The 20,088-nt window shown below is 60.6% G+C and carries 17 protein-coding genes, 1 tRNA gene and 1 pseudogene; 7 read left to right on the forward strand and 12 right to left on the reverse strand.

Features of this window, described 5'->3' with window-relative positions; translation table 11 throughout:
* Both IE095_RS13785 and IE095_RS13790 read right to left on the reverse strand, forming a co-directional pair.
* Positions 1-251: pseudogene (locus tag IE095_RS13785) on the reverse strand (hypothetical protein); the annotation flags it as partial.
* The gene (locus IE095_RS13790; RefSeq protein ID WP_189412260.1) at positions 251-1,552 is read right to left on the reverse strand and encodes a site-specific DNA-methyltransferase; all 1,302 of its coding nucleotides are present in this window, start codon (positions 1,550-1,552) and stop codon (positions 251-253) included. The pseudogene IE095_RS13785 and the gene IE095_RS13790, both read right to left, overlap by 1 nt.
* Before the next feature lie 990 nt (positions 1,553-2,542).
* Between IE095_RS13790 and IE095_RS13795 the strand changes: the two genes are divergently transcribed.
* The 5 genes from IE095_RS13795 (at position 2,543) to IE095_RS13815 (ending at position 6,180) form a co-directional block, all read left to right on the forward strand.
* Positions 2,543-3,445 (forward strand): hypothetical protein, encoded by a 903-nt coding sequence (locus tag IE095_RS13795; RefSeq protein WP_189412261.1) that lies wholly within the window; start codon positions 2,543-2,545, stop codon positions 3,443-3,445.
* Positions 3,446-3,589: 144 nt separating this feature from the next.
* Positions 3,590-3,847, forward strand: a complete 258-nt coding sequence (locus IE095_RS13800) for a helix-turn-helix transcriptional regulator (RefSeq protein ID WP_189412262.1) — start codon at positions 3,590-3,592, stop codon at positions 3,845-3,847.
* A gap of 196 nt (positions 3,848-4,043) precedes the next feature.
* Positions 4,044-4,496, forward strand: coding sequence for a DUF2924 domain-containing protein (locus IE095_RS13805; protein WP_189412263.1), 453 nt, complete (start codon positions 4,044-4,046; stop codon positions 4,494-4,496).
* On the forward strand, positions 4,493-5,803 hold the full coding sequence (locus IE095_RS13810) for a recombinase family protein (protein ID WP_189412264.1): 1,311 nt from the start codon (positions 4,493-4,495) through the stop codon (positions 5,801-5,803). The genes IE095_RS13805 and IE095_RS13810 overlap by 4 nt, the downstream gene beginning before the upstream one ends.
* Positions 5,800-6,180: a hypothetical protein gene (locus IE095_RS13815; RefSeq protein ID WP_189412265.1), complete on the forward strand. Its 381-nt coding sequence runs from the start codon at positions 5,800-5,802 to the stop codon at positions 6,178-6,180. The genes IE095_RS13810 and IE095_RS13815 overlap by 4 nt, the downstream gene beginning before the upstream one ends.
* A gap of 387 nt (positions 6,181-6,567) precedes the next feature.
* Here IE095_RS13815 and IE095_RS13820 read toward each other — a convergent pair whose 3' ends face one another.
* Positions 6,568-6,936 (reverse strand): helix-turn-helix domain-containing protein, encoded by a 369-nt coding sequence (locus tag IE095_RS13820; RefSeq protein ID WP_189412266.1) that lies wholly within the window; start codon positions 6,934-6,936, stop codon positions 6,568-6,570.
* Between the two features lie 46 nt (positions 6,937-6,982).
* Here IE095_RS13820 and ybiA point away from each other — a divergent pair, with 46 nt between their 5' ends.
* Entirely contained in the window at positions 6,983-7,474 is a 492-nt protein-coding gene (gene ybiA / locus IE095_RS13825; protein WP_189412267.1) for a riboflavin biosynthesis intermediates N-glycosidase, read from the forward strand.
* Here the strand turns inward: ybiA and IE095_RS13830 are convergent.
* The 7 genes from IE095_RS13830 to IE095_RS13860 form a co-directional block, all read right to left on the reverse strand.
* On the reverse strand, positions 7,458-8,420 hold the full coding sequence (locus IE095_RS13830) for a PfkB family carbohydrate kinase (RefSeq protein WP_189412268.1): 963 nt from the start codon (positions 8,418-8,420) through the stop codon (positions 7,458-7,460). The two genes, ybiA and IE095_RS13830, sit on opposite strands and share 17 nt — an antisense overlap.
* Before the next feature lie 21 nt (positions 8,421-8,441).
* On the reverse strand, positions 8,442-10,382 hold the full coding sequence (locus tag IE095_RS13835; protein ID WP_189412269.1) for an HAD hydrolase family protein: 1,941 nt from the start codon (positions 10,380-10,382) through the stop codon (positions 8,442-8,444).
* On the reverse strand, positions 10,379-11,479 hold the full coding sequence (locus tag IE095_RS13840) for a hypothetical protein (RefSeq protein ID WP_189412270.1): 1,101 nt from the start codon (positions 11,477-11,479) through the stop codon (positions 10,379-10,381). The genes IE095_RS13835 and IE095_RS13840 overlap by 4 nt, the downstream gene beginning before the upstream one ends.
* On the reverse strand, positions 11,472-13,385 hold the full coding sequence (locus IE095_RS13845) for a hypothetical protein (RefSeq protein ID WP_189412271.1): 1,914 nt from the start codon (positions 13,383-13,385) through the stop codon (positions 11,472-11,474). The genes IE095_RS13840 and IE095_RS13845 overlap by 8 nt, the downstream gene beginning before the upstream one ends.
* A gap of 2 nt (positions 13,386-13,387) precedes the next feature.
* Positions 13,388-14,551 (reverse strand): phosphoribosyltransferase-like protein, encoded by a 1,164-nt coding sequence (locus IE095_RS13850; RefSeq protein WP_189412272.1) that lies wholly within the window; start codon positions 14,549-14,551, stop codon positions 13,388-13,390.
* A gap of 784 nt (positions 14,552-15,335) precedes the next feature.
* A tRNA-Ser gene (locus IE095_RS13855) sits at positions 15,336-15,425 on the reverse strand.
* Positions 15,426-15,492: 67 nt separating this feature from the next.
* A complete protein-coding gene (locus tag IE095_RS13860; RefSeq protein WP_189412273.1) occupies positions 15,493-15,828 on the reverse strand; it encodes a hypothetical protein in 336 nt (111 codons plus the stop codon).
* Between the two features lie 394 nt (positions 15,829-16,222).
* On the opposite strand from IE095_RS13860, the gene IE095_RS13865 reads away from it, so the two are divergent.
* On the forward strand, positions 16,223-16,855 hold the full coding sequence (locus IE095_RS13865) for a hypothetical protein (protein WP_189412274.1): 633 nt from the start codon (positions 16,223-16,225) through the stop codon (positions 16,853-16,855).
* Here the strand turns inward: IE095_RS13865 and IE095_RS13870 are convergent, their stop codons facing one another.
* Positions 16,856-17,581, reverse strand: a complete 726-nt coding sequence (locus IE095_RS13870; RefSeq protein WP_189412275.1) for an alanyl-tRNA editing protein — start codon at positions 17,579-17,581, stop codon at positions 16,856-16,858.
* Positions 17,575-20,088, reverse strand: a complete 2,514-nt coding sequence (locus IE095_RS13875) for a DUF3772 domain-containing protein (protein ID WP_189412276.1) — start codon at positions 20,086-20,088, stop codon at positions 17,575-17,577. Before IE095_RS13875 ends, IE095_RS13870 begins: the two co-directional genes overlap by 7 nt.

The following is a 20,088-nucleotide window of genomic DNA, read 5'->3' on the forward strand; positions in this document are numbered from 1 at the left end:
AGAAAGAAGATCATCGAGGCGGTGTCCCCCGCGCGGGCCTTGTTGATCAGCCCCTGCGCGATGGTCCCGATGGCGCGGGCCTTGCCGCGTTTATATCGTGCTGCAATCTCCTCATCGCGTTCCATCAGCGCATAGAAGGTCCGCCGGGCGATGCCGAAGTAATCCGCCACCTGTTCGGCGGTCAGGACAGCGGCGAGGGTCTCCACCTCGGCCATCTGCGCGTCAGTCAGGGTTGTGGGTGTGCGTCCCATCAGGCGACCTCCGCCGTTGCATGGGTGACGGGCCCAACCTCATCAGCCAGGCCTTCTGCGCCCCGTTCCAAGGCCACCTCGGCAAAGCTGCGTCCATCTTCCAGCACCGCCACTTGCCCGGTCAGCGACTGCCAGCGCAGCACGGCGACATCGACGTAGGCCGGGTTCAGTTCCACCGCATGACAGATGCGCCCCGCGGTCTCGGCGGCGATCAATCCGCTCCCCGATCCGAGGAAGGGCTCATAGATGGCCTGACCGGGCGAGGAATTGTTCAGCATCGGGCGGCGCATGCAATCGACCGGCTTCTGCGTGCCATGCACGGTCGTCGCATCCTGCTGGCCACTCGGAATGGTCCAGAGCGTGGTTTGCTTGCGATCCCCGGACCAGTGCCCCTTGCCGGAGGTGCGCACCGCATACCAGCAGGGTTCATGCTGCCAGTGATAGTCGCCACGCGACAAGACGAGGCGTTCCTTGGCCCAGATGATCTGGCTGCGCACCGCAAAGCCGCTGGCGATCAGGCTGTCGGCCACCGTTGATGCATGCAACGCCCCGTGCCAGACATAGGCAACCTCGCCCGGAAACAGCGCCCAGGCCTCCCGCCAATCGGCGCGATGGTCGTTCAGCACCTTGCCAGTGCGTTTGGTCTGCGCGGCCCCCACGGCATTGCGCCAGCCGGGATCATACTCCACCCCATAGGGCGGGTCGGTCACCATCAGATGCGGACTGACCCCGCCCAGCACCCGGGACACTGTTGCCGCATCCGTCGCATCGCCGCAGATCACGCGGTGGTGCCCCAGCCGCCAGAGATCGCCCGGACGCGAGACCGGCTGATCGGGCACCGGGGGCACATCCTCTTCGCGGGGGTCCGCCAGATGGGCGTTCAGCAGCTGATCAATCTCGCGTCCGGTAAAACCCAGATCGCCAAGGTCGATCCCGAGATCAACGAGCTCACCCAGTTCCAGCGCCAGCAAGTCATTGTCCCACCCCGCCTGTTCCGCCAGCTTGTTGTCGGCCAGCACATAGGCCCGCTTCTGGGCCTCTGTCAGATGCGCCAGTTCGATCACCGGTACCAAGTCCATCCCCAGCTGCCGCGCCGCCATCACCCGGCCATGGCCCGCGATGATGCCATTCTCACCATCGACCAGCACCGGATTGGTAAAGCCAAACTCCCGAATCGACCCCGCGATCATCGCCACCTGGGCCGGGCTATGCGTCCGCGCATTCCGCGCATAAGGGATCAGCGCCTCCACCAAGCGGTAGTCCACCGCCAGTTCCCGTTTCTGCTGCTGTCTGCCTGCCATTACAACCTCCCCCCCGGTCCGACGATCTGCGGCGCTCTCTGCGGGGTTTGGGGGAGTATAGCATGGGGTCAATACATTGATAAGAATGACATTATTACGCAGGATCGCGCAGATATGCGCGGGAGGCGACAGTGGTGGAGATTTCGTCATTTCAGGTGTGAAACAGATGTCAGCCAGCTGCGCTGCTGGCAAATCTTCGCATCGGGCCAGCGGTGATTTTATCGGCCATTCCGTTTCCGCTTCGCGCTCGTGCTCTCTTATTATTGGTCAGTGTCGGTTGGTGAGCCCTGGTGTGACGGCATAGGACGACCAGCCCCGGCCGATTGCCGAGGTTGGTCCCCGCTGCCGTCAGCTGTCCGTGTCGGCTGGAGCCGCCCCGGCGCTTAGGCCTCCGAGGTCGCAAGGATCCTCGCCTCAGAGTTGGCCGCTACTTTCGACACTGGCTCTTGTGCCGGAGGACGCGCTTCGGCCTTTCGGACTGCGCTTGGCATGTGTCCTCGCCCCGCGGTATGCCCACCCCAAAACCAGCGCCGCGGTCATAAAACCCTCCGCTGGTAAGGACGATGCCAGACCCCGGTTCGTTTGGTCTGGTCGCGCAACCAAGATACCACTTCGCGCAAAGCATTGTAATTATGACAATTAATTCCATTTCACGCCATTCAACGACAAATGGCGACACACCTTTGCAGATTCTTGATTCCTAGAGGCGCACAACTCAGATTGGTGAAAGGAGCCAGAACTTCGCAAAAATCGGCGGAACGCGACGAAGGTTCCGTTTGGGCATATGGCGATAGGTCAACGATCAGCCAAGGCGACGCCATCGAAACCGTGCTCCGGTGGCCCAACAGTTCAACGAAGCTGAGTGCTTTGCTGTTGCCGCTGACCGCGCGCCCGTGCAAAATGCTCCAACCCGTGAGAAAAGGGTGGGGCCAAATCGTCGCAGCACCTCATTTACAAGGGTAAATCAACGACCAGACCGTGTGGGGAAACATGGACAATTCAGTTTCAATTGAACTCGAAATTGCCCGACAGAAATTGCTTAAGAACAAGTTAGGTGAACTTTTTGCTTGGCAAGCTCCTGCAGTTGTCAAATCCGTAGGTCCATTTGATCCAGCAGTTTTTGAAAAATTCAAACAGGATTGCCGAGCGATCGAGGATGTTTGCCGTGCACAATTGTCTGAACTGACAGATTCAGAGATCGAAATCCTTCTGACTCGCAAAGCCAGCGAAGAATTGATTTGTCGAGAGTGGGGTAATTTCCAGGAAACCCCAATTTATCATCTGCAACGTAGGATACCTATTTGGTATGCGGGTGGATTTGGCCATCCCGATCATGTGGCTGACTTTGTGTACTGGGCGAAGATGCCGCGATTTTCCGTTCACGAAATTTCTTGCCTATCGGTTGGCATCGAGCCTGATACCTTCACAAAACAGAAACTAGACGATTACTCTAGAATGAGTGGATCGCGCTCAGCGCCTATTGCATTTTTGCTTCGGCAGATCGATCTGATCAGACGTCGTTTCGACCCCTATTTTTCTGATGCCGCTATCGAACCGGATGACTTTCTTCCGTGGGCAGATCGCGTCGAGTTGGAAGTTCACCCCGAATTCACACGGCTGCTGCGACAATATCTTCCGCAGAGTGGCGTAGCAAACACCTCAACGCCGCCAAAATCCGAGCCGCACAAACGTGAAATCGACATGATCGCCCAGCTGTTCACCGCCTTGGCAATCGACCAGTTGGGCTATGTTCCTACCCATCCCCGCAGCCCGATTCCAAAGGAAATTGCCGATATGGCGGCCAAGCTTGGTTTGGCGGGCACCGACGATTCCGTGCGTAAATATCTGAGAATCGGTGCCTCATTCCTTCCTGAGGGGTGGCAAAAGGATTAAATTTAGTCGGTTAACGATCGGGATCAAGAAAGAACGATCATTTTCAGTGGCTTGGGTTCGATCGGCAGACCCCTTCGCTCAATCGGCCCATATTGCTTTGACGTCCTGCACTGTCATTTGGCGACATTACCGACAGGTGGGATTATGAACTCGAATGAAAATGAAAAATACGACCGCAGAGATACCAACATCCTCCTCGAACGCGAACTGGCGGCTCGTTGGAAGATGTCTGCGCGAACGCTGCAGCGCTGGCGGGCACAGGGCTGGGGTCCGAGCTTTATACGCATTGGCGGGGCGATCCGGTATACGCTGGCCGACGTCGAGGATTACGAAAAGCAGCAGAAAGAATGTAGGGGCTCTCAGGAACTGATCAGCCAACACTTGCGGGGTGACACCCCATGAAACGCCCCAATCCCCTGCGTCCTGACCTGATGTCCCCCGCCGAACGCCGCGCGGAATTGTGTCACCTCCTGGCGCTGGGTCTGGTGCGGCTGCGGATGCGGGACAGGGGTGAAGATACTGACAGAACTGGAGAATTTCCGCTACACTTCACGTGCGAACAGAGCGGTAGTCGGGGTGCAAATGACTGGAGACCCGCATGACCCCTGATCCCATCCCCGCACGCCTGGCGGCGCTGAAAACCGCGACGACGCCCGATCTGAAGGCGCAATGGCGTGAGCTGTTTGACAGCGAACCGCCGCCCTTCAATCGCCGCTATCTGGAAAGCCGCTTGGCCTACCGCATTCAGGAACTGGCCTATGGCGGGTTGAAGCCGGAAACCATCAAACGGCTGGAACAGCTGGGCGAGGAATTGGATGGCGGCGACAGAAAGAAGCGCGCCATGCGGCTCGACCGGGATCGCCCCATCATCGGCACGAGGCTGATCCGCGAATGGCAGGGGGTGGAGCAGGTTGTCACCGTGACCCAAGGTGGGTTTGAATGGCAGGGGCGGCCCTACCAATCGCTCTCGGCCATCGCCCGCGCCATCACCGGCACGCGCTGGAACGGCTGGGTGTTCTTCGGCCTGAAGAACCATCGGAGGGCGGCATGAACAATGCTGTCGTCCGCAAACTGCGCTGCGCGGTTTACACCCGCAAATCCTCGGAAGAGGGGCTGGAGCAGGAGTTCAATTCCTTGCATGCGCAGCGCGAGGCCTGTGAAGCCTACATCGCCAGCCAGCGCTCGGAAGGCTGGGTACTGGTGCGCGATCAGTATGACGATGGTGGCATCTCCGGTGGCACGCTGGAACGCCCCGGCCTGAAGCGGTTGCTGGCCGATATCGAGGATGGGCTGGTCGACGTGGTGGTGGTCTACAAGATCGACCGCCTGTCCCGCTCGCTGATGGATTTTTCCAAGCTGGTCGAGGTCTTCGACCGCAACGGCGTGACCTTCGTGTCTGTGACGCAGTCGTTCAACACCACCACCTCCATGGGGCGGCTGACGCTGAACATCCTGTTGTCCTTCGCGCAGTTTGAACGCGAGGTGACCGCCGAACGCATCCGGGACAAGGTTCGGGCCAGTCGGATGAAGGGGATGTGGATGGGGGGCTGCCCGCCGCTGGGCTATGTCGTGCAGGACCGCAAGCTGGTGATCAATGAGGGCGATGCTGACCACGTCCGCTGGGTCTTTGCCCGGTTCATCGAGATAGGGTCCGGCACGGTGCTGGCGCAGGAACTGGCGGAACGGGGCGTCACCACCGCCCGAGGCCACCGCATCGACAAGAAGTTCATCTACCGCATGCTGAACAACCGGGTCTACATCGGCGAAGCGGTTCACAAGGGGACCAGCTATCCCGGCGAGCACAAAGCCATCATCGACCGCGACACATGGGACAAGGTCCATGCCATCCTGACCGAAAGCCCGAGGAAGCGCGCCAGCAACACCCTCGCCGACACGCCCGCGCTGTTGAAGGGGTTGCTCTACGGTCCCGATGGCGCTGCTTTTTCACCGACCCACACCCGCAAGGCCGGGCGGCTTTATCGCTACTACGTCAGCCAAACCGTGCTGAAACATGGAGCCGGATCATGCCCCATTGGACGCGTGCCAGCGGGGGAGATCGAAGCGGCTGCCATCGATCAACTGCGGGCCGTGTTTCGCCAGCCAGAGATCGTGGCGGGCACATGGAAGGCGGCCCGCAGCTATGACAGCGCCATCAGCGAGGCCGAGGCCCGCGAGGCGTTGACGCAGCTGGACCCGCTCTGGGACGAACTCTTCCCTGCCGAACAGGCCCGCATCGTGGCAGTGCTTGTCGAGCGGATCGACACCGGCACCGAGGGGCTGAATCTCCGGCTGCGCGTCGATGGGCTGGCCAACCTTGCCCGCGAGATGTTCACCCCAGCGCTGGAAGCCGCAGAATGACTCGCGTGCAGGCCGACATCCTCACCGTGCATGTGCCGTTCAGCATCCACAAGCGCGGCGGGCGGAAGGAAATTGTCCTGCCCGTAGGGGCACCGAACCAGCGACCGCGCATCGACAGCAGCCTGATCAAGGCACTGGCCCGCGCGTTTCGATGGCAGCGGATGCTGGAATCTGGGGAATTCGCCACGATCGGCGATCTCGCCGCGCGGGAGGGCATCGCGCCGTCCTATATGACGCGGATCATGCGTCTGACGTTGCTGCCGCCGGAGATGGTGGAGGCGATTTTAGATGGGCGGCAGGGGGCGGAGGTGACGTTGGCTGGTGTGTTGGAGGGGGCTGCGGCGGAGTGGGTGGGAAAGCAGGCGAGCAAGGCTTGAACGACGCACTCGGCCCTTAGCGGACGTTCGAGCATCGTCGATGCTGCGCGGCGGCATTCCCCGAACCGGCCACTGGACAAGCGGCGCTGCATTTCGGCCTGCGGAGCGTCAGCGATGCGGACAAAGGGTTGATGCCCTACCGAGGTACAAACCGGCGACGGAAGGCCGCCACCCTTTCTAGATGCTCAGCAACAATAATTTTCGCCTTGGCCGCCAAGCCGGTACTTTCCCCTCGTCCTCTCCAGCGAAATAGAGAGTCACCTGCATTGATTTCCTGGGGAGGGCAAATAGCAAGCCTGCCTGCCGGCCATCCCGACAAGCAGGTTACCGAGCAAGCAGACTGGCATGTAGTCCTGCCGTCAGGCACCCGTGTCGATGAAGGTCGGGTCAGATAGGGCGGTCCGTCTCGTCGGCTTCGGGCAAGCGCAAATCTGCAATAGCATCTAGGACACGTCTGATGATCGCGGCCCCCTCAGGAGTATGGTCCCAGATCCTACGCAGGCTCGCATTCGCTTTTGCCCACTCAGTATCCATTGTAATGTCTTCGTCTACCTTCGGCACCTTAACGTTGAGGGCCTTGCAGATTTGCACAACATTATTGCTAATCGTCTTGAAATGTCCCGCGCATATACGGCCAACCTGACTTGGATGGACGTTCGCTAATCTTCCTAGATCGGCTTTGCTAAGCTTGCTTTCCGCGTATTTGGTCGAAATCCGCTTGTGTAGCTCACTTAATTGATTGCTTGTTGGCTTCATGCAAATTAGCATGTATGAGAGCAAGCAGATTTGCAAGGAGTTATCGATGAGCGAGATCCGCTTCTACCGAGCCAGCGAGAAGCCCTTCGGCGTGTTCAGCAACCTCTATCGTCGCGAGATCGAGTTCGAGGGCGAGACGTTCGCTACCAGCGAGCACGCCTACCAGGCGGGCAAGCCGCGCAAGCCAGCTGTAAGGAAGTGGCTAATGGAGGCTCCATCTCCGGCGCTTCTGGCGATGGCGGCCCACGGTCTGTACTACTGGGACGTGGCCCCGGGCTGGTCGACCTCAAAATTCGATCGCATGCGGGCTGTGCTGCGGGCGAAGTTCACGCAGCATCCCGATCTTCGCAAGCTACTTCTCGGAACTGGCGACGCGAGGCTCGTCGAGGCGGCGACCGCAGACAGCCAAGTCAATCGTCTATGGGGCGAGGTCAATGGGGTCGGTCAGAACAAGCTCGGTGAACTGCTAATGGAGCTTCGCGCAGAGTTGCGCGATCAGGGCGCGGACACCGACACATGTCTTACGGCGGCTGAGTGAAGCCTAGGTTAGCAGATCGCGGGCGGATGTTTAAGATCTCGCGGACGAAGCCTGCGCCCCGCTTCTTGAACAAGCCGCGGGCGCCGGCGTACGCGCAGTTCTCAGCCGCGAGACGCTGACCCGCGACGATCCCTTCGAGCAAGTCCGCCGCCTTGAGGCTGGAAGTGCAGAAGTCGTTGGCGAGGATCCAGTCGATTACGCCGACGCTGACCATGTCTCCCGAACCGCATGTGTCCAAGACCGTAGGCGCGCTAATCGCGTCACACCAAGTAGTTCCTAGCCCATCGCGCACCTCGAGGCCCGAAGCTCCGTAAGTAACGATGCGAACACACTTGTGGAGACGGTCAGCCAAGCGAGCGCCAAGCCTGTCATCGGAATATTTCAGGATTGTCGCGAGCTGCACGGCCTCATCGAAGTGATCGCCTTCCTTGAAGTCGGACGGCTCGAAGAATATGATCGCACCCGCCGCACTCGCGGTCTTCATCGCCTCAAGGATGCCGTCCGATAGCCGGTCGGCATAGAAGATCGAGCATCGCGAAAGCATATTCAGCGCGGGGGCGACCTCGGCGTGGCCGATTGGCTGGTATCGCGGCAGCTCCTCGAGCGTCTCCGGGCACAAGAAGCTGAATTCATGCTGTCCCAATTCGGTGTTGAGCTCCTGCGCCAGCACGGGCGACCGAAGGTCGGCGCGTCGGGAAATGAACCGTGTGGTCGCGCCAGCCTGCTCGAACTCGTCAATCAGTCTGTAGCCCGCATCATCATCTCCGAGCGCTAGAACGGGCGCCACATGGCGATGGAGCATCGCCAGAGACACGAGCACGTTCCCGCACGAGCCGCCCAATGCCTCGTCGAAGAGATTGCCATCGGCGTAGATGCGGTCGAGCACCGTAAACCCGGTGCCGGCGACGTCGACGCGATATTCGGGGTGTAGAGGTGAGTCGTGCATATTCACTTATGTAGTCGATCCCTATCTCCTGTCGAGGCCAAGCGATGCGACATCGAGGCGAACCCTTCCGATGTTCGATGGTACCAGAGCGCACAATATGTTGAGAAGTGCCTTCGGACCCGCCGGGCCTGATCCGAATAGAGACCAGCTGCCGTTTGCAGCGCCGCACACGTCTCCGACGCTTATGCCGTAGGGATGGGAGAGCAGGGCGTGATCGTTCCCCGGTCGGGATCCGCTGTCCCCGAAGCAGAGGACCTCGACTCCAACAGGCAGATCGGCCTTGATCGCGTTGACGACGGAAAGCTTGCTCGAGGCCGCCGGGACAATGTCGTAGCTGTGGCCAGATCCCATGACGCGGACAAGGCCGGCCGCGAACGGCGCGCAGCCTTCTAAGTCAACTGGGAAGCGGTAGGGATGGCGCAGCTTGTTCATTTCGACAGTGATCTGCACCTCTTGGTGCTTGAATTTGTGGCAGAAAAATAGCTCGCTTCGGTCATTGAGAAAGGCCGCGGTCTCGGTGATCGCCGTATTCGCCGGTGCGCGATCCTCGTCTACGTCGACATCCGCCATGCGGATATGCCCCCCGTTGTAGTAGCCAATCGGGATCGACGAAAGCATATCGGCGGGCAAGACCTTCCTCAATTCTTCCCCCGCCGAACCGCCGCGACCCGTCGCGAACCCGATCCTGAGCCCGGACCTATACAGTCTGATCAGTTGGTCAATAATCTCCCTGTCCGGCTCGGAGTAGCGCCCGGCGGTCGTCACGATCGTTCCGTCGTAGTCGAATACCGCACCGCCGATGTCCGCATCAGCCAGCGTCCGCAAGCGCTCCCGACCAATCAGGTCAAGAGGATCGTCATCGGGATCGTGGGAATCAGATTTCGAGATGGCCGCGCGTTTGTGCCGAACATGCGGAGGCAGGGCTCGGGCTAAATCGGTTAGCGAGCGGTCATCATAAATCGCGCGCCCAAATTCGCCAATGCCCGGCTTCCCGGGGTCGATACCGACCACAGTCCCCATCGCCTCTATGATGCTGAGCCCATCAATCATCGCGAGCGCGTTGTCGAGACGACCGCATGACCGCTGGTCGACGACATCCCGGCGAAGCGAAGGTGGAAGGAGATCGCTAATCGCCGCCCAGGTCGCTCGTGTGTCCGTGCCCGTGAGCGCGAGGACAAGCGTTTCGTCCTGCCGGTGGTGGAGCCAGCCATGGCGACCATGCGCCAGGTTGCGGAAGTCTGTTGTCTGGACATGGCACAGCGAAGCCTCCCAAATTGACGTGTCGAGAAGGACGGACAGCGGCTTCAAGTGCGGATCGCCGGCAACTACCAAGGTGTCGCTTCGCCGCAGTGACGAGAGGCGGGTAGCCATCGATGCTCGATGAGCGGGATCCCGCATCTCTGCGAGCCGGAAAGCGATCGTATCGAGGATGTGGGCGGCACCTCTCGGGTCACGCGATGCCCCGTCGCAGGCTAGGAGCAGCGCGACGACAGAGGAAACTAGCGAATGGGTTGCCAAGTAGCCGTCTTTCGGGTCGGCGACCGGCACGACATGGACCGTACCACCTCCGCCGGCAACATGGCGTGCCGCCGATCCGTCGGTGTTGCGGGTGACGAGATGAACCTTCCTTCCCCCGCGGTCGAAGGCGGCCTGCGAGGCAGCCATGGCGTCCGGATTGTCGCCGCTGGCGCTGAACAGCCAGATATCAGTCTCGGAGAGGTCATGGTGGTCGGCCACCAGTTCCATTGGTGTCTGAACGGTCGTCGGGCCGAAACCCAGGGTGTCGCGGCAGCGGGCGAGATATTCGGCCGTAATCGCCGAGCCGCCGGACCCGATTGAGAGGGCATGGCGGCGGACACCGTCCGTGAGCGCCACAGCGAGCGGCCCTGAGTCGAAAGTTTGGAACAGGTCGAGCGTGGTGGGGAGGGCGTCGAGCTTCGCGGTAAAGACGGGCGTCGTCATTGAGCTGGTGACGCTTCGTCGTAGCTCGCGTAGAGCGGGCCGGATAGGATAAGGTGCACGGTCATGTCCGGCGCTTCGTGGGGTCCGATGACCGTATTGTCGAATAGGTAGCTCTCGGTTTCAAGATATTGCACCGCCATGTCGTGCTCGATCGCGGCCATTAGCGCGCCGGCGGCGAGCACTTTGCTTCCCACCGGAGACAGCACCATTCGTGGTTCGTAGGTCCCCTTCATCGTCCGGTCTAAGCGGGTCTTCAGGGTTGAAAGGGTCCGGTAGCAGTCGAGTGGGTTCCGTTCCGACGCGTACACGACGTCGCGTGGATCGACTTGCCACTCATCCACAAGCTCCGTGCGGTATTCGGCGAGGAGATCGTCGGCGCGTCGCGGGTTTCGGGCTGGAAAGGGGAGGAGAGGACAGATCTTGTATCGCGATGGGATTGCTGCGCCAATCTGGGTCAGCGCCTGCGCCCTTCCGCTGGCCAGCTGTGGGATCCAGACTTGCGCGAGTCCTTGAGCGCCTTCTTCAATGGGTGGTGAGAAGCCCTTAACCGATCCCTCCCGGCTCGATGGAATGCTCAATATCCTGTCGTCCATTTCGGGATTCGAGACGATCATCAGATGGAAGGCACGATTTGGGACGCTTTCGCAATCCTCGAGCAGCATCCTTGCGGTTGGGAAGCCGACACCTACGGAAAGCGCGCTCAGATCGAGGATCACGTCGGTAACCTTGTCGGCGACGGGGAGCTCGCTGAGACGCGAGACGATGCGGGAGCCGCTCACAGGCGCACCATCGTCGGCAAAAATGTCGATTCTGATGACGATGGAGTCGGGAACGATCTCCTTAAGCGTGGCCTCGTTCTCGTTCGCCTGTTCGATGAGCGCCTGGGACGCGCCCGGACGCTCTTCGCGAACGTAGATTGCTGAAAGACGGGGTCCGAGCGTTTCGGCCAGCATCTTTGATATACGGCGCGATCGCGGGTCGAACCCCGCCGCGGCCACGAGCAAGACGTGACGCGAAGGGTCGCCAAAGTAGTCGGAGATGAAGTCGTCGACAGCGTTGTCGAAATTGGTGATGCAGTTCTCCCAATGCTTACGCATCGATTAGCCCCGCAGCTTTGCGTAGATATTCGATTTTCTGGGGAAGAAAACCTCCCCGATTGAATGTGAGGCCATACACTAGACCGACCGTCCCAGTGAGCTCAATCAGCGCCCACAGCTTGCCGCCTTGCCCATAGTTCCGTTCGATCGTGATTGCGCCGTGCGCTATGGCGTATTTCAGGACTGAGCCGAGCTCGTCGTCGAACGACATCGCCTCCATTTCCTCCTCGAGGATGCCAATCGCGTTCGCGCCCGCACCAAGAGGGGCATTGGGTAGCAGTGATTCGGCCCTGCAGTCGACTCCGATGGCGTCGACCATCTGGCGGACCCGCTGGGCGTGTGGAAAAGCCCATGCGTTCATGATCGCCTTGGCTTTTTCTATCAGAATCGATTGCTGATCCTTGGCGGGCAGTGCCAAGGGATTGTTCCGGATCGCCCTAGTTTCGATATTGGCGACGAGTTCCCCCGCGAACTGCAGGAACACTTCCGCGTTCTCATTGCTTGCGTCGCAGATTTCGTCGACTCCGTAGTGGAGTGGGCGATTATATTCGTGGTGCAGGTGGATGCGCGCGCCATGCGCGACGTCGGCATCGGCCTTCAGCGGTGATTTGGGATCGGGATCGATCTCTTCGAAGAGCGAGGGCGTCGAGCGGGCGACGCGGACGTCGTAGCGATGCAGCAGGATGCGCTTCATTGCAAGCGCGACCTCTGGCCCGCCATCGTAGGACTTCGTGCGCCTGATGAAGTCGTCGACCAGGTCGTCGATCTCTTTACGGCGTGAGGGGCCGATCCTGAGCCTTTCCTGGTCCTTATCGACTCTGCTTTCGAGATCCTTCAACTGCCCACTGCTCAGCTTAGGAGGTTCGCTGGGGACAAGTCGGTCGATATCGGTGGCATTGCGGTTCCGAAGACCTTCGACCATTGGTAGGTAGCGTTTTGCAATGTCCCGCGCCATGGTCCGGAACTGCTTTTTCGACTGGTCCTTCTTCTCGTCGCCCTGCATGCGGATGTCCACGAAATCGCGGCCTTGCGCGCGGTTGTGGGTCGGCTGATTTGCAGGGGAACGCATCACCGCACCCGGGCTAAGGGCGTCCAGCCGCATCATCATCCAGCGACCGAACTTCATCTCCCGATGGGAAAGCATGCCGAACATGGCTTCCAGCTGCTCGTGATGAAGCGCGTGGACGTCGTCGAGCATGACGAGCGGGCTCATCTCGATCGTTTCGTCGTTCCAGTCAATGCGGATGCTGCTGATGGCGTCGAAGGGAGCGTAGGGCGCCGTGGCGTCGATTGGCAAACTCTCGAGCTTCGGAGCCCTCAGCCCGGCGCCGACTTTGTAGATTGCCCGCTGGACGGCGAGCGCGCGCTCCCGGATTCCTACCGCAGAAAGGCCGCCAATCTGCTCGAGATGGGCCTCATGGTTAGCGCGAGGTATAAATACGATCTCGTCCATTCCGCGCATGCGGTTCGCCGTCAGATTGCGGATCAGACCGAGCATAGCGCGGGCCTGCACCAGCCAGAAGGCTAGCTTCGTCTTAACAATCGGGTCGTAGGGTAGTTCCCAGAACTCGCGGTATTCAGATTCCATAGGCACTCGGACGGCGGCGACCTTCGGCTTTCCGTCCTTGAGGAATCCCGCCTGCGCCAGCGCGTCCGCGAGCGTGCGGTTGGTTGGGTTCGACACATCCTTGAGGATCATCTCCACCATGCGGAACTCGGCGAGCGTGGCAAGCATCGTTTTGCCGCTGCCGGGTGCGCCGATAATGCGCACGGGCACCTCGAACATGTCGTCTTTGTTTCGGGTGGTAGCCAGGAAGGTGGTCAGAGGGGCCGGACTAACAATTGATAGGAAGGATTCGTCCTGCCGGACGTATTCAGTGGCGCGGCGAAGGAAGGGGTTGGTCATGCTCAGCCGTGCCTGTCGCGACGGAAGAAGAGCGGCTGCATTGCACTTCCCAGCTTGCCTTTAGTCTCCGCCCACAGGAGCGGTATGGCATTGTTCGGGGTGTTGTGCTCAAGAACGACCGGTAGTGCGCAGTCTGCGTAGCCATATTTCATGTCGGTTTGGCCCGCCTCTTTGCAGTGCTTCTCTAGCCGCCTAAACAGGTCATCGTCGTAATAGCGGTGACATAGATCGACGATCAGCCCGTCGCTCTGTTGCGTCATCTTTGCGTTCCTGGTCGCCTTGTCAATCGTCGCGACCCTAATGTTATCGGGGAGAAGCATGCCCTCGGTGATGATCGTCTTTCCGAAGCTCTTGTTTTGGAGTTTCTCATTGGCCTCTGTGACGCGCTCCTCGAGGGCGTCGTGCGCCTGCCTGGTCGAGATGTAGTGATGGATATGGAGCGCGTATCCATCGGATAGGGGGAAGTCCTCTTTCTGTTTCGCGAGCCGCGCTTTAGCGTCTTGCACGATCTTCTCGAACTTATAGAGCTTGCCCTTCGGCTCGCCGTCGGGAAACCGAATGAACGTAGTGCCGGACGCTGTGAAGTCGTCGATCAGGTAGACGTCATCGAAGCGGGCGTCGGGACCCAGATCTTTCTTCAAGTCGACGGCGAGGCTTTTCCACTTCTCGTCGTCGACGTTCATCATTGGAATGACTTGCTCCTGCGACAGGCGGCCCGCATTCGCGCGGCGGAGCACATCGATGCGGCTGCCATCGCTCAGGCCGACGAAGAGGCAGCGTCGCAGACGTCGCTTGAAGGCCGCAGTACCGTCGGCCGACTGCCAAACCTGATACGGCTTTATATTTAGCTCAGCGGCGACTGACTGTCGAAGGTAGGGCGTGACAGTTTCGGGGATGAAGGTCTCTATCACCCGTTGCATCTCGAGCGTTGAGATGTAAATCAGTCGCTCTTTGACAAAGCCGTATGCGGCAGGTCGGTCGGCCTTGTCGAACTGCCGGAGCCAAGAAACTAGACTTTCCAAGAAGCGGACACCGGCGCGAAAATCAGAATAGCCATCATATTTCATGGAGGAGATGAGCCGCAGCCACCCATATTCTCTTGTTGCCACTTCATTGTCCCAATCCATGACATCCGCTACCAAGTTCAGAGCGAGTGTGTTGATCATCGTTGGCACGGATTCCCTGGAAACGTGGCTGGGCGACTCAAAATTGGGGGCCGCAACGCGGGACGGTTGAAATTGTCTAAAGTATACGGTGGTCTGCTGGGACATGCCAACACATTCGGACCGACGCACGATCTTTTTTACATAGCCACATGTTGATGCGGTTTGTTGCCGTCGGACTTTTGGATGCGACGAGACTGGTACGGCATGTTCGATACAGATAGGCGGCTCCCAAGGGTGCCATATCGAACCTCGACTCATAATGAGAGGATCGCCATCAAGGTGAACTCGGTGCGTTGTCGCTGACGATGGTAAAAGGAGGTGCAAGCGACCGACGTCAGGCATTCCCGCCTGTCACGGGACCCATGTTGGGTGATGGCTGCGGCTTCCGCGGTTGTCCGCTTTCCAAGGCATGCTGCAATCGCCATGCCGCAGCGCCATCCGTCCGCTGTCCCGCCCATCTCGGCATCTAGCCTCCAAGAAACTGGGAGGACGGGGACCGCTCGCCACGGGTCACTGAAATGGGTTCGACCGCAGTCTCAACAGGGGGCCAGAGCCACCCAAATCTAACTCACGTTCCCGGGCACGAAAACGCGCGCTGTTGCAATGAGTTACAAGCTGAACACTAAATCCGCGCAGTCATCAGCTTTGGAGAATATCGGCGTGAGAGAACGCGTTTAGGGCAGTTCGGCGCGGAGGAGGTGTTCAGCCCGTCCCGCATAACCCGCGAAAACAACGGAAAAATCCGGACTCGGCGTTATCGAGAGAAGACTTTCGTGGGGGCAAGTGGCGGATCGATAGGGATTCGAACCCTAGAGACGGTTCCCCGCCTACACACTTTCCAGGCGTGCGCCTTCGACCACTCGGCCACCGATCCGTTCGCGCTTCCTAGCCTTGTTCGGCCCCCCTATGCAAGGGGGGCACGAAAGGTTCGCGCGTTGAAATCAGGCGGGGACGGCGTAAAGCTGACGTGCGGCGGGGCGCGGGGCGTGGACCGGCGCATCGTTGCGCGCCGTGGCGGCGACCGGGCCGGTTTTCATGTTCTTGAGGATGCCGGCCAGTTCGGGGGCCATGCCATGTTCGATCAGGCGCATGTTCTTGCAGCTGCGGGCTGCGCTGAACGGTTGCAGCTCGAACGCGACATAGTCGCCGATCGCGACGCGGGTGCCTGGATTGGCCCAGGACTGTTCGCCCCCGGCATAGGCCAGTTCACCGCTGTCGTCACACCAGACCACGGCGCGTTCCGTTGTCTTGCAATGCCAAATGATGACTCCGCGCATCGTCACCTCCATACAGGGGCTGCCATCCCGCAGCCGGTACCAACTGAGTCTATCCACAGAATATATGGGTCGCTGGTGAAGGTGCAGGCGCTGGCCTGATACAAACCCCGTGCATTCATCGGCGTTTTGTGTCAGTGTTGACGCTAAGTAGCGTCAGGTTTTGCTGGCTGTCCGCAGCCCAACCTGAATATCCAAATGCGGGAAAGATTGTATCTTGAACGGAAGAAGTGGTTCCGCCCCCCCATCCCCGGCTGCCCTGCGGCAGGTTTTGGGGGACAATCTAAAGATTCTGTGCCGGGACGTGCCCTCGGTCACGAAACTGTGTGTCGATATAGGCGTAAACAGGACGCAATTCAACCGTTACTTGTCGGGTGAGGCGTTTCCTCGCCCAGACGTGCTGTACCGGATCTGCGCAAGGTTCGGGGTTGATGCGAACATTCTGCTGGAGCCGTTGCAGCCGCGGGAACAAGACCCGATGGAGCAGACGACGGATGAGATCTACCGCGAGGTGATGTCGCTGAACCGCAGGCCGTTTGACCACTATCTGATGCCCGACGCGATGTACCGCTATTGGCGGATGTCGTTCCAGCGGCCGGGTTCGGTTTATTGCAGCATGGCGCAGGTCTATACGCGGGGGCAGACGAAACTGTGGAAGGCATTGGATGTGTTCCAGCAGCCCTATCGGCCGGGAACAAAGCGCTATGCGCGGACGAACCGTTTCCGGGGGGTTTTGATCCAGCATTTCGATGGGGTGTCGCTGATCTGTGCGACGTCGATTGAAAGCACGTTCAATCTGACCTTCTTTGAATATGGGCTGGGGGGGCAGACGAAATACTATACCGGGCTGTCCTTTCTGACCCGGCGGCGGACGATGGACAGCAACCGGCTGAGCGTGACGGTGATGGAGCGGCTGCCGGATGATCCGGCGCTGTGGCGGGATGTGGCGCGAAAGGCGGGGATCGGGCCTGCCAGCGCTGTGCCGCCCGAGGTGCTGGATGCTTTGCAGCGGCTGCCGGACCGGATCTGATCAGTCGATCAGATGGAGGCTGACACGGCGGTTTTCGCGGCCTTTCTTTTCGATCTTGCCAATCTCGACCTGACCGATTTCGCCGGTGCGGGCGACATGGGTGCCGCCGCAGGGTTGCAGATCAACCTGGGCCGCCCCATCGCCGATGCGGACAAGGCGGACGCGGCCCTGGCCCATCGGTGGGGAAACGCGCATGGTTTTTATCAGCCAAGGTTGGGCGAGGAGTTCGTCGTCGCTGATCCAGCTGTCCAGAACGGGCAGGTCACGGTCGATCAGCGCGGCCAAGGCGGCGTTCAGGGCGGCGACATCGGCGGGGGCGTCGGGCATGTCGAAATCAAGACGGCCCTTGTCGGCCCCGATCTGGCCGCCGGTCACGGGAAGGGGAATGACGACCGACAAAAGATGCAGGGCGGTGTGCATGCGCATGTGGCGGTAGCGGCGGTCCCAGTCGAGTTGCTGCGTGACCTCGGCGCCGATGGGGGGGAGGGGAAGGGGCTCTGCCGGAACTAGGGCAACGGCGGTCTGTTCAAACTTGATGGTGGTGGCGATGGGCAGGCGGCCACCGTCCCAAAGGATTGTGCCACTGTCGCCAGGCTGACCGCCGCCGGTCGGGTAGAACAGGCTTTGATCCAGCACGAGGCCGCCCTCGGCGGTATGGGCCAGCACGCGGGCGGTCGCTTCGCGCAGATAGGCGTCTTGGCGGAAAAGCGGTTCGGTCGTTACCATGTCGGCTCTCCTGCCGCGGCGTCGGGATCGGGTTTGCCGGGCGCGGGCGGGTTTGTCTTTGTTTCGGCCTGGGGCAGCGGCGGGGGCAGGGCGGCCGGGTTAGGGGGCGTATGGGCCATAACGATCCGTTCTTCGCCAAAGCGGCGGAGGATCTGGTGGTTGATGTCTGAGCGGACCTTGAGCGAAAAATTCACGTCACGCAGGATCATACGCATTTCGAATTGCATCGCATCCATGGTGAAGCCCATCAGCGCGATGGTCGGGGCCGGGTTCAGGACGACCAGGGGCTGGGCCTCGGCAATGCCGCGCAAGACGCTTTCCACCTGAACAACGTCGCTGCCGTGCACGACATTGACCGGGATGATGAGGCGACCGTTGAGGTTATAGCGCGTCCAGTTGGTGACGCGCTGGGTGACAAGATCGGCATTGGGGACAATCACATCCGAGCGGTCGAAGGTCTGGATGCGGGTGGAACGGACGGAAATCGTGCGGACAGTGCCGGAAACCGTGCCGACCTCGATCCAGTCGCCTTCCGACACGGGGCGTTCGATCAGCAGGATGATGCCCGAGACAAAGTTGGAAACGATGTTCTGCAAGCCAAAACCGATCCCGACGGACAGGGCCCCGGCGACGATGGCCAGCCCGGAAAGGTCAATGCCGACGGCATTGATGGCGATAATGGCTGCGAGAAAGATGCCGAGGTAGCCGGTGCCCGAGACGATGGCATTCTGCCCACCGGCATCAAGGCGGGTCTTGGGCAGGATAGTGGATTTGAGAGCGCCCTGGAACAGGCGGGTGACCGTATAGCCGATGCCGAAGAGCAGGGCGAAGTAGAGAAAATCGGTGGGCGAAATGCGGGATTCGCCCAGACGGAAACCTTCGAGGAACTTGGTCCAGATCTCTGACAGGTCTTCGTAGCGCGCGCCCCAGATTAGGGCGAGCATCGGCAAAGCCGCGAGAGCCAAGGCGGAACCGGCCAGCACGGGCACAAGCCCCCAGTCCCCTTTGGCGGGGTCACGGATGATCAGGGCGTGGATGTCGTTGATGGCCTGCTGAAGGATGAGAATCGTGGCGAGCATGGCCAAGGTCAGCCCGGCCGGCAGGACCATGGCGGCGGCGGCCGAGACATAGCCGATGGCGGCCAAAAGGGGGCCTATGACGCCGATCAGGCCCGCGCCTTGGGCGACGAGTTTGATCATGCGGTTGCGGAAATTCAACACCTCGCCCTCGGGCGTGTCGTCGCGGACATGGCGGCGCATGAGCGAGCCTAAGCGCACAAGGCCGAACCCGGCGATCACGAGGATGGGCAGCGACAGGACAGAGGTCGCCGCCTCGCCCACCTCGACCGGGGGAAAGACCATGTTTCGGACGGCGTTCAGGGTCAGCATCAGGCCCAGAACATAGCCGTGGAAGCGGCCTTCGGCGCGGCGTTCGGGGGGAAGGCGCAAAAGACCCCAAGCACTGTTTTCACCGGTGGGGAAGACGCGCCAAGACAACCAGATGGAAACAAAGACGATCAGCCCAAGGGCAGGCAAGGCGCGGGCGATGTCGCGGCCTTCGGCGCCCAGAAGCCCCGCCAGAAGCAAAGCGCGGGACAGGGCCAGCAGCCCAGCGAAGGGCACGATGATCTGGCCCAGCGAGGCGAGCAATTCCCACAAGGGGCGACCGCGTTCAGGCGCCAGTCTGGCCAGCCGCAAGACCTGCTGATTGATCCAGCGCCGCCCGCGCCACAGCAGCAGCAGGGCCAGGGTGGTCAAAAGCAGAATCAGGGGCAGGTTGTCGCGCAGGTCGCGTCCGGCGCGGGGGCCGGTCAGAATGTCCGCGGTTTCGTTGTAAAGTTCCAGCGCACTGGTGGTGATGCCTTTCAACGCCAGACCCCAGTTGCCAGGATGCAGCGGCGAGGGCCAGAGTTTCAGCAATTCGCTGGTCTGGCGTTCGCGCAGGGTGCGGTCAATTTCCTTGATCAGCCCATCGGCGCGGGTATAGGCCTCTTCCGCCGCGATGCCGGGGGCCTGAAGGCGCACCAGTTGATCGGTCAGCGCCTTGCGGCGCAGGGCGATTTCCTCGGCTTCGGACGCCCCTTCAGCGGGGACGGGGCCAAGGGTTTCAATCTGAGTGCGGATCGTGGCGATGCGGGTGGCATTCGCGTTCTGTGCCGTCTGAAAGGCGGCGCGCCAATCAACCAACTGGCTGCGGAGCAGTTCCAGCCCCTGGTTCGAGGTGCTGCGGCTGGCGACGGCGGTTTCGGCCCGGCTGGCCAGCCGTTCCCATGCGGCATAATCCGGGGCGTTGGGCTGGGCAGTGGTGATCGAGATCGATTTGGTGGGCTTGGCCCCGGTCGAGGCGGCCGCGGGTTCCGTCTTTTTCAAACCACCGGCAGGGGTTTCCGTTTGGACCGGCGTTTCTGTCGGGCCGGGGTCAGGGGTTTGGGCTGGGTCGGTGGTTTGCGCCTGTAAAGGTAGGGCAGACCAAAGGGCCAGCGCCAAAGCGGCGATGGCCCGTTTCAT

Source organism: Neogemmobacter tilapiae (genome assembly GCF_014652215.1).
Lineage (GTDB): Bacteria > Pseudomonadota > Alphaproteobacteria > Rhodobacterales > Rhodobacteraceae > Neogemmobacter > Neogemmobacter tilapiae.